Raw genomic sequence first — 12,760 nt, 5'->3', positions numbered from 1 at the left:
ACCAGAACCGTCGACCGACCCTGGATGCCATACCGCACCTGGGCCTGTTTGTAGGTCAGTTCGCCTTTTTCGATCTGATCAACGACGGCCAATTTAAAAGACAGCGAGTAATCTCGCTGTGTGCGCTTTACACCTTGCTCCATCTGACTCTCCGGAAATTCGGGATGGGAGGTGTAAACCTTATTCAGGACGGGACATTGGTAACGAAAAAGCCCCGCAATGCGGGGCTTTTTCTTGCCTGCGGGGCGGGGTTATTCGCCCATTTGCGACTGCAGGTAGTTTTCCAGACCAACTTTGTCGATCAGGCTCAGCTGGGTTTCCAGCCAGTCAATGTGTTCTTCCTCGGATTCGAGGATGTCTTCCAGCATTTCACGGCTACCGAAGTCACCAACGGTTTCACAGTGAGCGATGGCGGCTTTCAGGTCGACCAGGCCTTTCTGCTCGATCTTCAGGTCGCATTCGAGCATTTCTTTGGTGTGCTCACCAATCAGCAGCTTGCCAAGGTCCTGGACGTTAGGGATGCCTTCGAGAAACAGAATACGCTTGATCAATTTGTCAGCGTGTTTCATTTCATCGATGGATTCCTTGTACTCGTGCTTGCCGAGCTTATCCAGACCCCAGTCTTCGTACATGCGGGCATGCAGGAAGTATTGGTTGATTGCGACCAGCTCGTTTCCGAGGATCTTGTTGAGATGCTGGATGACGCTAACGTCGCCTTTCATGATGGGGTCCTGCCCTGTTAGTGTGCCTATAAGCAAGAGTTTGAGCCCCGTAAGTTCGACTGTCAAACCTAAGTTATTGAATAATAAGTGAAAATTAATCGGAATAAGAATGTTTGTGTTCCGCGTTTTAACCCTAACTTATTGAATTACAGGCATAAAAAAACCGGACGCGAGGTCCGGTTCTTTGGAAAGGCTGTTTTTACGCTGCAGTAAATTCTACAGGGTAGGGCAAGATGGCTTGGCTGACCTGCAGTTCGGTCAGGGTTTCACGCACCACTTGCTTTGCCAGGCAGGCACATTTGCCGCACTGGCTTGCCACGTTGGTGGCATTTCTGACTTCCTTGTAGCTGCAGCATCCTTCATAGATCGCATCGCGGATCTGTCCGTCGGTTACACCAACACAAAGACACACATACATAGGGCAGACCATCGCTGGTAAAGGCTCAATGCGAAGAAGCTTAATGGTAATGAGAATGCTTGTCAAAGCACATCATCCCATACCCGGTGCCAGAGCGACCGGCGGCAGTTGGCTGGCAGACGGGGCCTTAAATTCGGCGCTTGGCGTCAGGCGGTGTATCATGGCCGGCCTTTGCATTGTCAGGTGGCTTATGCCAGCCTGCACAGCCTGTTTCAAACCATCAGGAGATATCGAATGAGCGTACTCGTTGGCAAAATTGCCCCGGATTTCACCGTTCCAGCCGTACTGGGCAACGGCGAAATCGTCGACAGCTTCAACCTGGCTTCGGCCATCAAGGGCAAGTACGGCCTGGTGTTCTTCTACCCACTGGACTTCACCTTCGTCTGCCCATCCGAGCTGATCGCTCTGGATCACCGCATGGCCGAATTCCGCGACCGTAACGTTGAAGTGATCGCGGTGTCGATCGACTCGCACTTCACCCACAACGCCTGGCGCAACACCCCGATCAATGCCGGTGGCATCGGTCAGGTGCAGTACATCATGGCTGCTGACATGAAGCACGAAATCGCCAAAGCCTACGACGTAGAGTCCGAAGGCGGTGTTGCCTTCCGTGGCGCATTCCTGATCGACGACAAAGGTGTTGTTCGTTCGCAGATCGTCAACGACCTGCCACTGGGCCGTAACATGGACGAGCTGCTGCGTCTGGTTGACGCCCTGCAATTCCACGAAGAGCACGGCGAAGTCTGCCCTGCCAACTGGAAAAAAGGCGACAAAGGCATGACCGCTTCGCCAGAAGGCGTTGCTGCTTACCTGAGCGAGAACGCTGGCAAGCTGTAATAGCTGCAGGCATAAAAAAACCGGCCCATCTGGCCGGTTTTTTTATGCCTGCAGGAATTGGCACAGTAGGAGCGGGCTTGCCCCGCGATTGCGGTCTGGCAGCCCATCGCATCGCGGGGCAAGCCCGCTCCCACCCCAAGCCTCTGCTTGCAGGTTTAGTCGTTGAAATCTTGCCAGCCGCCCATTTCTTTCCAGCGGTTGACGATGCCGCAGAACAGCTCGGCTGTCTTCTCGGTGTCGTAACGCGCCGAGTGGGCTTCGCGGCCGTCGAAGTCGATGTCGGCACTCTGACAGGCGCGGGCCAACACCGTCTGCCCATAGGCAAGGCCGGCCAGGGTCGCAGTGTCGAAGCTGGAGAACGGATGAAACGGGTTGCGCTTCATGTCGTGGCGCGCCACGGCAGCGTTGAGGAAGCCCAGGTCGAAGCTGCTGTTGTGCCCGACCAGGATCGCCCGCTTGCAGCCATTGGCCTTCAGCGCCTTGCGTACACCACGGAAAATGTCGGTCAGGGCCGACTCTTCACTCACGGCCATACGCAACGGGTGATCGAGCTTGATCCCGGTGAACTCCAGGGCGGCCTGCTCGATGTTGGCGCCTTCGAACGGCTCGACCCGGAAGAAGTAGGTGTGTTCCGGGAACAGGAAGCCTTTTTCATCCATGCCGATGGTGACGGCTGCGATTTCCAGCAGAGCATCAGTGGCACAGTTGAAACCGCCGGTCTCGACATCGACTACAACCGGCAGGTAACCACGGAAACGCTCTGCCATCGGGTGGCGGGGGCCACCGCTTGGACCGTCCTGGTCGTCGTACAGATCTTCACTCACGCAGTTTCCTCCAGCAGGCGCCAGCGCAGTTGCTCACCGGCGCGCAGCGGGACAACGGTTTGCTCGCCAAACGGCAAGCTGCTTGGGGCGGTCCAGCTTTCGCGCACCAGGGTAATGGTGTCGGTGTTACGCGGCAGGCCATAGAAGTCCGGACCGTGCTTGCTGGCAAAGCCCTCGAGCTTGTCCAGGGCGTTGCGCTGCTCGAACGCCTCGGCGTACAGCTCGATCGCTGCATAGGCGGTGTAGCAGCCGGCACAGCCACAGGCCGCTTCTTTGGCGTGACGGGCGTGCGGTGCCGAGTCAGTGCCGAGGAAGAACTTGCTGCTGCCGCTGGTAGCGGCGTCCAGCAAGGCAACCTGGTGGGTGTTGCGCTTGAGGATCGGCAGGCAATAGAAGTGCGGGCGAATGCCGCCAACCAGCATATGGTTGCGGTTGTACAGCAGGTGCTGGGCAGTGATGGTCGCGCCGACGTTGGCCGGAGCCTCGTTGACGAATTGCACGGCATCGCTGGTGGTGATGTGTTCGAACACCACTTTCAGGGTCGGGAAGCGCTCGACGACACGGCGCAGGTGCTCGTCGATGAACAGCTTCTCGCGGTCGAACACGTCGATCTCGCTGCGGGTCACTTCACCGTGCACCAACAGCGGCATGCCGACTTCGGCCATTGCTTCAAGCACCGGGAAAATGTTGTCGATGCTGGTAACGCCAGAATCGGAGTTGGTGGTGGCTCCGGCCGGATACAGCTTGGCGGCATGCACGAATCCGGTGGCCTTGGCCGCGTGGATTTCCTCAGGCTGGGTACGGTCAGTGAGGTACAGCACCATCAGCGGTTCAAAACGGCTACCGGCCGGACGGGCGGCCAGGATGCGCTCCCGATAGGCGCCAGCTTCTTCGGCATTGCGCACGGGTGGTACCAGGTTAGGCATGATGATTGCGCGGGCAAAGGTGCGCGCAACGTCGCCAACGGTGTGGGGCAGCACAGCACCATCACGAAGGTGGATGTGCCAGTCATCGGGACGCAGGAGGGTCAGGCGGTCGGACATTGGGGATTCCAGGCGGGTCGAACTCAAGGTGAATGCTACCGGAAAAGCGGGGGGCGAGCACTCGCTATCAAGTTTTGCCGTGCCTGACCGATAGCCTGCGGGTATGCCGTAAAAATTTGTGGAGCTGCCCGTGCGCCAGCGTTATCTAGCCCTGCTCAGTGTGTTTGTCTGCCTGCCGGCGACAGCGCTCACCTTCCAGACCCGTCTGGAGAATATTGAGTGGAAGGTCGAAGGCGATCAGTTCGAATGCCGCCTGGTCCAGCCGATTGCCGATTTCGGCACGGGTGAGTTCGTGCGCCGTGCCGGTGAGCAGGCCACGTTTCAATTGCGCTCAAGCAGCAACGTACTGGGCACCGGCTCAGCGGCGTTGCTGGCGGCGGCTGCCCCCTGGCAGCCGGGCCGTGGTGACATCAACCTGGGTTCGGTGCGCATGGCACGCAATGGCGTGCTGTTTACCAGTACTCAGGGTCAGGCCAGTCGTCTGATCAATGGTCTGCTCGATGGCCGCAGCACCGTGGTGCGCAATTACGCCGGTGAAGCCGGGCGTTCCATGGAAGTACGGGTGTTGCCGGTGAAATTCAGTAAGGCCTATGCCGACTATCAGCTCTGCGCCGCCAAACTGTTGCCCATGAATTACGATCAGGTGCGTCAGGCGCGGGTTGGATTCCCGGGCGGCGGGATCAGCCTGGATGACAGCGCCAAGGCGCGCCTTGATGTGATTCTGGAGTTCCTCAAGGCCGACCCGACGGTCAATCGTATCGAACTGGACGGTCACTCCGATAACAGTGGCAACCGTCTGACCAATCGTGATCTGTCGCGTCGTCGGGCGCTGGCGGTGATGGAGTACTTCAAGGCGCACGGCATTCCTGAAGATCACATCAGCGTACGCTTTCACGGTGAGCGTTACCCGTTGGCGGCAAACAACTCGGCGGCCAACCGTGCACGCAATCGTCGGGTCAACATCCAGCTTGACCGCGTAACGCCTGTGGAAACGGCAGCAGAGAAAGCACCGGAAGTACCAACTGCCCCGGCTGCGCAGGTGGATACCGGCAAGCCTTCGACCAAATCCTGACCTGCGACCGTCCGTCGCGCTATTGACAGTTCCTGTCGCTTTGTCGTCAGAAGCTGTCGCCCCACTGTAATTTTTGCGGCAAGGCCGGTAGAATCGTCGGCTTTCCGTACAACCCCGTGGAGTGATGGCATGGCGGACGTAAAAAAGGTCGTACTGGCGTATTCCGGCGGCCTTGATACTTCGGTGATTCTCAAGTGGCTGCAGGATACCTACAACTGTGAAGTGGTGACATTCACCGCCGATCTGGGGCAGGGTGAGGAAGTCGAACCGGCTCGCGCCAAGGCTGCGGCCATGGGCGTGAAAGAAATCTACATCGACGACCTGCGCGAAGAGTTCGTGCGCGACTTCGTATTCCCGATGTTCCGTGCCAACACCGTTTACGAAGGCGAGTACCTGCTGGGTACTTCCATCGCTCGTCCGCTGATCGCCAAGCGCCTGATCGAAATCGCCAATGAAACCGGTGCCGACGCCATTTCCCACGGCGCTACCGGCAAGGGCAACGATCAGGTGCGTTTCGAGCTCGGCGCTTATGCGCTGAAGCCGGGCGTCAAGGTCATTGCACCTTGGCGTGAGTGGGACCTGCTGTCCCGCGAAAAACTGATGGACTACGCCGAGAAGCACGGTATCCCGATCGAGCGTCACGGCAAGAAGAAATCGCCTTACTCGATGGACGCCAACCTGCTGCACATCTCCTATGAAGGTGGCGTGCTGGAGGATACCTGGACCGAACACGAAGAAGACATGTGGAAGTGGACCAAGTCGCCAGAAGCCGCGCCTGACGTTCCTACCTACATCGAACTGACTTACCGCAACGGTGACATCGTCGCAATCGACGGCGTTGAAATGACCCCGGCCACCGTCCTGGCTACTCTCAACCGCATTGGTGGTGAGAATGGTATCGGCCGTCTGGACATCGTCGAGAACCGTTATGTCGGCATGAAGTCCCGTGGTTGCTACGAAACCCCAGGCGGCACCATCATGCTGCGCGCCCACCGTGCGATCGAGTCGATCACTCTGGACCGCGAAGTCGCACACTTGAAAGACGAGCTGATGGTCAAGTACGCCAGCCTGATCTACACCGGCTACTGGTGGAGCCCTGAGCGTCTGATGCTGCAGCAGATGATCGACGCCTCGCAGGTCAACGTGAACGGTGTCGTTCGCCTGAAGCTGTACAAGGGTAACGTGATCGTTACCGGTCGCAAGTCGGATGATTCGCTGTTCGACGCCAACATCGCCACCTTCGAAGAAGATGGCGGTGCTTACAATCAGGCTGACGCGGCAGGCTTCATCAAGCTGAATGCCTTGCGTATGCGGATTGCTGCAAACAAGGGTCGTTCGCTGATCTGAACGGCGCCCTGAATAAAAAACCCCGGCCTGGTCCGGGGTTTTTTTATGGCCGCTGGGACATACCGTCTTGCAGGGCTTTGCCCGAAGTGACCATCGACCATGAAGCCAGCTCCCGGTGGGGGCTGGCTTGCCCTGCGATCTGGCGCGAAGCGGCAGCAATTCAGTCGCCTCGGTATGTCAGCTGCCTGGCAAGCAGCTGTTTTTACGGCCGCTGCGCAGCCGATCGCGGGGCAAGGCCCGCTCCCAAGACACAAGCGGGCTTCACCGATTGATTGGTTCCGATGCCAGGATCGTTCGGGTGCCTGTTTCGACGTTATCAAGAATCAAGGTATTGCAAAGCGGCTGATGCTGATTCAGTGCGTGGACGGCAAAGTGCTCCAGTAGCTGACTGGCGCTGGTGCCTTTTGCGGTAATGGTTACGGTTGAATTTACCGCTTGTATTGGTTTTGCAAGTGGTTGATCGGAAGTGTTGCCGGTAACAACTGGCGGTTTAATAACTTCGTTGAAAGTTTCTATTGGGGCGGGTGCTTGCACTTCGTTGTGTGTGGATGTTTCTACCTCAGCGGGAAGTGATGGTGATGTGGGTGCTATGGTAAGTGCTTTAGCTTCAGTTGCAGGTGGTGAATACAGTGACTTGTAATTAAAGTTCAGTGTGAGGAAGAACAAAACTGTAAGAAAAAATGGGAAACCCACCAGAAACCATGTGTAGGTGTTCTGACTGTCTTCGCTTAGAAAAGGCAGCGAAGCCAGGGCGGAGGCCTCGATAATACCCGCGAATATAGCGATGATAGTCAGCGGGCTTTTAGGCTCAGCATTGTTCATGGCTGTGTCCTCGCGTTTGGTGTTACTCAGGCAAGGTGCAGTTAGCCAACGAAGTGAGGCAGTGGGCAGCGGGTGGGATTTCTGCTTGGGGAACTTATTGCCCTTTATTTCTTATCTTGGCCTAGGGGTGGCGGTACATATCTAACGCAAGTATAGGAATTTTCCTGCGTTCGTTGCGTCTTTACAGGCTGGGCTTAATAAGGCTGCTGGTGTTACTTTTGGTTTAGAGGTTGAATCTGTTTTGCGTGAGTGCGCAGACTTAAGTTTGTAAGTGTGCTGACTTTTGTTTTTTGTAGGAAAATTCCTCTGTGTGTGTAGGTTTTATCTTTGTGTGCATTTGCTCGCGGGTGTCGCAATACAATATGTCGTGTAACTAGGCTATTGTGCGGGCTCAATAAAAATCGAACAGCGAACAATTGGATCTGCCCATGAATAAAGTGCTGATCGTGGATGATCATCCGGTCATACGCTTGGCGGTACGGATGCTGATGGAGCGGCATGGCTATGAAGTCATTGCAGAAACGGATAATGGCGTCGACGCATTACAACTGGCCAGGGAGCATATTCCGGATATCGTCATTCTGGACATCGGCATCCCGAAGCTTGACGGCCTCGAAGTCATTGCCCGGCTCACATCCACCTGTCCAGGTACCAAGGTGCTGGTGCTGACCTCGCAGGCTCCAGGGCATTTTTCGATGCGTTGCATGCAGGCGGGTGCTGCGGGTTATGTGTGCAAGCAACAAGACCTTACGGAGCTGCTCAGCGCCATCAAGGCGGTGCTGTCCGGCTACAGTTATTTCCCTAATCAGGCGCTGCATTCAGTGCGCACCCACCTGGGGGGCGCCAGCGAGGCCGACATGGTCGAACGCCTTTCGGGGCGAGAAATGATGGTCTTGCAACAACTGGCGCGAGGAAAATCCAACAAGGAAATTGCTGACGGTATGTTTCTGAGTAACAAGACGGTCAGTACCTACAAGACGCGTCTTTTACTCAAACTCAATGCGCGCTCATTGGTTGATCTGATCGAACTGGCGCAGCGTAACGGCTTGGCTTGAAAAAGCCTGAAACAACAAAGCCTCCACTGTGGAGGCTTTGTTCGTTAAGACGGTTGCAGGTAGTGTGTCAGAGGTCAAAGTCGTAATCGGCCAGCTGTTTCTGCAAGCGGCGCTCTTCCAGCAGGTTGTCGATGGTACGGCGCTTGCTCAGGTTGGTCTTCGCTGTTTCTACCGTTGGCTCCACGTCATCTGAATCAGCAGGAGAGAATTCTTCGTCTACATCCAGGTCTTCTTTAACGGTGCTCATATGTCACTCCAAGCCAAGAGGCCATTGGCGCACCTTATAGCGAGAATCCTCGAGCGGGTAAAAAAGATTTTTTCAATCGGCACAGCCACGTTTTCACTATCGGCTCAATCGTCGGAGGTTTTCTGCTTGTATTCACACAGGTCTTCGATGCGGCAACTTCCGCAACGGGGCTTTCTTGCCTGGCACACATAGCGTCCATGCAGGATCAACCAATGGTGAGCATCGAGCAGGTAGGCCTTGGGCACGAACTTCATCAGGGCCTTCTCAACTTCAAGTACGGTCTTGCCTGGGGCAATCCCTGTGCGGTTGCTGACCCGGAAGATATGCGTATCGACCGCCATCGCCGGTTGCCGGAATGCCGTGTTGAGCACAACGTTGGCCGTTTTGCGGCCCACACCGGGTAAAGCTTCAAGCGCCTCGCGGGTTTCGGGTACCTGGCTGCCGTGCTGCTCGATCAGCAAGCGGCAGGTTTCGATAACGTTGCGGGCCTTGCTGTTGTACAGGCCGATGGTCTTGATGTATTGCGACAAGCCTTCGACACCCAGAGCGTAAATTGCTTCCGGGGTATTGGCGACCGGGTACAGCTTGGCCGTCGCCTTGTTCACGCTGACATCTGTGGCCTGGGCCGAAAGAACGACTGCAATCAGCAGTTCGAAGGGGGAGGTATAGGCCAGCTCGGTTTTCGGTTCGGGGTTGTCTTCGTGCAGCCTGCGAAATATTTCCAGGCGTTTGGCAGCATTCATGGGGTCAACGTGTTCCTTGACGACGTGAAGGGGCTCGCCGCAGGCAAACCCTGTTGTACAGAGCCAGTAGCAGGCCCAGCAGCAAAAACGCTCCGGGCAACAGCGCGGCCAGGCGTATTTCAGCCCAATTGGCCAATACCTCGCGGCATATGCCCAAGGCAATACACAGCGCAGCAAATCCGGCCAGCAGGCGGGCGGTCTCTGACCATCGGCGTTTTTCGCCTTGAGCCTGTTCGAATATCAGACATTGTACGGCGATCAGTGCCGGATAGGGGCTGAGCGCCTGATACAGGGGAAGGGCCCAGGCCCGCAGGCTCAGCTCCAGGCAGGTAACCAGTGTTGCAGCCAGCAGCACGCTGGCCAGTACTCTGCCGCGGGCCGTGAGCCAACGCTGCAATGCGCCCATTGCCAAGTGATGCAGGGCAATCAGCAACACGCTGAGCCCGGCAATGGCACTGGCATTGAGCAGGGTCTGGGTGGCGCCCAGCAGCGGGGCCAGGCTCAGTGCCGTTAACCATTGCCTATTCATCACCCGTCTCCCCCAGCAAGGCCTGGCGATGTTCATCGAAGTAGCGCAGGGCATCGTGTACGGCATGTATCACGGCGCGCGATGTCACTGTTGCGCTTGCCAATTGATCGAACTGGCCACCGTCTCGCTTCAAGGCCCAGCCGGTTTCTGCGACGGTGTTGCGACTTGCACCAACGAAATTCTGCAGCCAGGTGTTGCCCGGCTCTACCAGCTTACCGCCCAAGCCTGGGGTCTCCTGCTGTCGCAGGACTTTGGTACCGATCAAACGGCCTTGCCGGTCGATGGCAATCAGCAACTCAAGCTGGCCTGCGTAGCCTTGCGCCTGGCTATGTAGCACCACGGCACTGGGGCGGCCTGCAAGCGTGGCGCGATAGCCCGTCAATAGTTGGCTGTTGGCGAGGACGGCATCGGTCAGCACCAGAGGGGACTGCAGTGGCTGGTTGTCATAGGCCGTTGCCGGCAGGACACTGAGCCAGGTTTGGGCTTTGAGTGTTTGCTCCGCCAGCGCAATATCCCGGGCGCTGAAGTGCTGCCAGAGCATGCTGCTACCCACCCCTAGCAGAGCAATGAACAAGACAACAGCGCCACTGCGCATCGTTGACCGATTCATGGTGACACCGCCTGACGCCGTTCTACCCAGCGCTCCAGTGCGGGCACACACAGGTTCATCAACAGGACGGCGAAAGCAGTGCCATCAGGGTAGTTACCCCATGTGCGGATCAGGTAGATCAACAGACCCATACCGATGCCAAACAGCAGGCGTGCCTGGGGCGATTTGGGGCCGGAGACGGGTTCTGTGGCAATGAAGAAGGCCGCGAGCATGGTTGAGCCGCTGAGTAAATGCAGCAGCGGTGAACCATTGGAGTCGGAGCCTGACCCGTTCCAGCACAGCAAACTGATCACGAACAGGCTTGTCAGTAAGCCCACCGGGGCATGCCAGCTGAACACTTTGCGTTGCAGCAGCAGTAGACCGCCGAGCAGAAAGGCCAGGTTGGCCCACTCGCTGCCTTTGCCACCCAGATGCCCAAAAGCGGGGTGGCTGCTGAACAGCTCATCCACGGTCAGGCTGCGGTTGTTACGCAGCGCATCAAGGATGGTGGCTTGGGTCCAGGCATCGGGTTGCTCACCGGTAGTCAAGCCAAACACCTGCTGCAGGCTGGAGCCTAAGTCCAGGAGTTGGGCGCCGGGCCATTGCGTCATGTGCTGGGGAAAGGTCACCAGGACCACGGCATAGCCCAGCATGGCCGGGTTGAACGGGTTCTTGCCTACACCGCCGTACAGGTGCTTACCCAGCGCGAGGGCGCTGACCGTGGCGGTTACCGGAACCCACCAGGGCGCATAGGCGGGCAGGGCCACCGCCAGCAGGGTAGCGCTTACCAAGGCGCTGCCATCGTTGAGCGAAGGCATGACCGGACGTTGTTGCAGTTTGAGCAACAGGGCTTCGCTCGCCAGTGCGGCACAGGTACATAGCAACAGGTTGAACAGTAACCCCCAACCGTGCTGCCAGAGGAGCGTCAGTACCCCTGGCAAGCACGCCAGCAACACCAGCATCATGGTGCTGCGCAGGCGCTCACTGGTATCAACGGCTGGCATCAGCACTGGCCGGTTGTAGGGCTTGGAGGTGCGCCTGGGCCTGTTCGGTTTCTTGCTCAAGCTCGGCGAGTTGAGCTTGCTGTGCTGCGTTTGGCGTTTCGCCAAAGGCACTTCTGGCTTTGCTCAACTGTGCGCGGCTCATGGCGGCAGCGATCTTGGCTTTTTTCAGGGCAGCATCGGCTGCTGCCGCTTTCTGCGCCTTGACCCGCTCGATGGCCGCTTTGATCGGATCGTCACTCGTCGCTGCCGGGTTTGCACTAGCGGTGCTGACGGTTGCGCGCTGACTGCGTGCGGCACGCTCGGCCTGTTTGCGCGCTTCTTCACGCTGCAAGCGATTGTTGCGTGACTCATAGCGCCGGCGGGCGTGATTGCGCTTGTTGTCGCGGGCCGCTAATGAGGCGGCGTCTGCAGCCAAGCCGCCAACGATCGGAATGATGTTGCTGGCTGCGCTAATGGGCAAAAGATCAATGCAGTCGACCGGGCAGGGGGCGACGCATAGATCACAACCTGTGCATTCGGCGCTGATCACTGTGTGCATCAACTTTGCAGCGCCGACAATCGCGTCCACAGGGCACGCCTGGATGCACTTGGTGCAGCCAATGCATTCAGCTTCGCGAATAAAGGCGACCTGTGCCGGGGCGCGACCACGCTCGGGATCCAGGGCAATGACTGGCACTTTCAGGAGGCTGGCCAGGGCTGCGATGGTTTCGTTGCCGCCGGGTGGGCACTTGTTGATCGCTTCGCCCTTGGCCAGGCCTTCTGCATAAGGCTTGCAGCCAGGGTGGCCACACTTTCCGCATTGGGTCTGCGGCAGTAGGGCGTCGATGCGTTGAATCAGACTCATGATGTAAATAATCCGTTGAAGCCGAGAAACGCCAAGGCCATCACTCCGGCCCCGATCAGCGCTGCAGGCAAGCCACGAAAGCTATCGGGCATGGCCTCGTTGTCACTACGTTGGCGCAAGTCAGCGAACAGGCTCAGGGCCAGCCAGAACCCCAGGCCGCCACCCAGGCTCCAGGCCAGGCTCTTGAGCACGCCATAACCGCTTTCAGAGACCTGCAGGCTCAAGCCTAGCAGTGCCACATTGCCCACCAATAATGGCATCAGCCCGTTGAAAGGCAGGCTTGGCATTGCACGGGCCAGCAGCCTGAGCAGTGGTTCGGCCAGCATTACACACAGGGGTAGCAGCATGAACAAGCGCAGATAAGCAAGCTGCAGGGGCTGCAATACAAAGAGGTAAAGCAGCTGCCCCAGGTGCGTGGCTGATACCAGCAGTGCCAGCGTGGCAAGCCCCAGCGCATGGAGTCGACGGCGGTCGTCGGCAACTGAAAGTTGCAAAGCCGGGTCGATGGCCAGCCCTTGATGCAGGACCAGGTTGTTGACCAGCGCGGCGCTGATCAGGGCCAGGATGAATTCGCTCATGGGAGTGCACAATGCCAGGGCTGTTCGCCATTATCCGGCAATGACGCGAGGATGAGAACGCCCCGGACGCAATCGTCCGGGGCGTA

General features: G+C 57.8%; 15 protein-coding genes and 2 pseudogenes. 4 read left to right on the top strand and 13 right to left on the bottom strand.

The window, feature by feature from the left end; all coding sequences use genetic code 11:
* The 3 genes and pseudogenes from E1573_RS13500 to E1573_RS13490 all read right to left on the bottom strand — a co-directional run.
* Positions 1–143: pseudogene (locus E1573_RS13500) on the bottom strand (IS3 family transposase); the annotation flags it as partial.
* A gap of 108 nt (positions 144–251) precedes the next feature.
* Entirely contained in the window at positions 252–722 is a 471-nt protein-coding gene (gene bfr, locus E1573_RS13495) for a bacterioferritin (RefSeq protein WP_045185735.1), read from the bottom strand.
* A 199-nt stretch (positions 723–921) separates the two neighbouring features.
* Positions 922–1,140 carry a bacterioferritin-associated ferredoxin gene (locus tag E1573_RS13490; protein WP_133214428.1) on the bottom strand — a complete coding sequence of 73 codons (219 nt, stop codon included), beginning with the start codon at positions 1,138–1,140 and terminating at the stop codon, positions 922–924.
* Positions 1,141–1,374: 234 nt separating this feature from the next.
* Between E1573_RS13490 and E1573_RS13485 the strand changes: the two genes are divergently transcribed.
* The gene (locus E1573_RS13485) at positions 1,375–1,977 is read left to right on the top strand and encodes a peroxiredoxin (protein WP_133214426.1); all 603 of its coding nucleotides are present in this window, start codon (positions 1,375–1,377) and stop codon (positions 1,975–1,977) included.
* 155 nt (positions 1,978–2,132) lie between these two features.
* Here the strand turns inward: E1573_RS13485 and rnt are convergent, their stop codons facing one another.
* Together rnt and pyrC are read right to left on the bottom strand one after the other, a co-directional pair.
* On the bottom strand, positions 2,133–2,801 hold the full coding sequence (rnt, locus tag E1573_RS13480) for a ribonuclease T (RefSeq protein WP_133214424.1): 669 nt from the start codon (positions 2,799–2,801) through the stop codon (positions 2,133–2,135).
* Positions 2,798–3,844 carry a dihydroorotase gene (gene pyrC, locus E1573_RS13475; RefSeq protein ID WP_133214422.1) on the bottom strand — a complete coding sequence of 349 codons (1,047 nt, stop codon included), beginning with the start codon at positions 3,842–3,844 and terminating at the stop codon, positions 2,798–2,800. Before pyrC ends, rnt begins: the two co-directional genes overlap by 4 nt.
* A gap of 130 nt (positions 3,845–3,974) precedes the next feature.
* Here pyrC and E1573_RS13470 point away from each other — a divergent pair, with 130 nt between their 5' ends.
* Positions 3,975–4,916, top strand: coding sequence for an OmpA family protein (locus E1573_RS13470; protein WP_133214420.1), 942 nt, complete (start codon positions 3,975–3,977; stop codon positions 4,914–4,916).
* 129 nt (positions 4,917–5,045) lie between these two features.
* Positions 5,046–6,263: an argininosuccinate synthase gene (locus E1573_RS13465; RefSeq protein WP_133214418.1), complete on the top strand. Its 1,218-nt coding sequence runs from the start codon at positions 5,046–5,048 to the stop codon at positions 6,261–6,263.
* A gap of 261 nt (positions 6,264–6,524) precedes the next feature.
* On the opposite strand, the gene E1573_RS27005 is transcribed toward E1573_RS13465, so the two are convergent.
* Positions 6,525–7,085, bottom strand: coding sequence for a hypothetical protein (locus E1573_RS27005; protein WP_256659531.1), 561 nt, complete (start codon positions 7,083–7,085; stop codon positions 6,525–6,527).
* Positions 7,086–7,513: 428 nt separating this feature from the next.
* On the opposite strand from E1573_RS27005, the gene E1573_RS13455 reads away from it, so the two are divergent.
* On the top strand, positions 7,514–8,140 hold the full coding sequence (locus tag E1573_RS13455) for a response regulator transcription factor (protein WP_133214416.1): 627 nt from the start codon (positions 7,514–7,516) through the stop codon (positions 8,138–8,140).
* Positions 8,141–8,207: 67 nt separating this feature from the next.
* Here the strand turns inward: E1573_RS13455 and E1573_RS13450 are convergent, their stop codons facing one another.
* The 7 genes and pseudogenes from E1573_RS13450 to E1573_RS13420 form a co-directional block, all read right to left on the bottom strand.
* Complete coding sequence (locus tag E1573_RS13450) at positions 8,208–8,387, bottom strand: PA3496 family putative envelope integrity protein (protein WP_133214414.1); 180 nt, start codon at positions 8,385–8,387, stop codon at positions 8,208–8,210.
* 104 nt (positions 8,388–8,491) lie between these two features.
* Positions 8,492–9,130 (bottom strand): endonuclease III, encoded by a 639-nt coding sequence (gene nth, locus E1573_RS13445; protein ID WP_133214412.1) that lies wholly within the window; start codon positions 9,128–9,130, stop codon positions 8,492–8,494.
* A gap of 4 nt (positions 9,131–9,134) precedes the next feature.
* Complete coding sequence (locus E1573_RS13440; RefSeq protein WP_133214410.1) at positions 9,135–9,659, bottom strand: Rnf-Nqr domain containing protein; 525 nt, start codon at positions 9,657–9,659, stop codon at positions 9,135–9,137.
* Positions 9,652–10,269 (bottom strand): RnfABCDGE type electron transport complex subunit G, encoded by a 618-nt coding sequence (locus tag E1573_RS13435; RefSeq protein WP_133214408.1) that lies wholly within the window; start codon positions 10,267–10,269, stop codon positions 9,652–9,654. Before E1573_RS13435 ends, E1573_RS13440 begins: the two co-directional genes overlap by 8 nt.
* Positions 10,266–11,252, bottom strand: a complete 987-nt coding sequence (locus tag E1573_RS13430) for an RnfABCDGE type electron transport complex subunit D (RefSeq protein ID WP_133214406.1) — start codon at positions 11,250–11,252, stop codon at positions 10,266–10,268. Before E1573_RS13430 ends, E1573_RS13435 begins: the two co-directional genes overlap by 4 nt.
* 4 nt (positions 11,253–11,256) lie before the next feature.
* A pseudogene (rsxB, locus tag E1573_RS13425) lies at positions 11,257–12,096 on the bottom strand (electron transport complex subunit RsxB); the annotation flags it as partial.
* A complete protein-coding gene (locus E1573_RS13420) occupies positions 12,093–12,674 on the bottom strand; it encodes an Rnf-Nqr domain containing protein (protein WP_133214402.1) in 582 nt (193 codons plus the stop codon). The pseudogene rsxB and the gene E1573_RS13420, both read right to left, overlap by 4 nt.
* Positions 12,675–12,760: the final 86 nt, after the last annotated feature.

This window comes from Pseudomonas sp. H9 (assembly GCF_004353925.1).
Lineage (GTDB): Bacteria > Pseudomonadota > Gammaproteobacteria > Pseudomonadales > Pseudomonadaceae > Aquipseudomonas.
The sequence above is the reverse complement of the archived record's forward strand: the minus strand, read 5'-3'. Positions and strand labels throughout refer to the sequence as shown.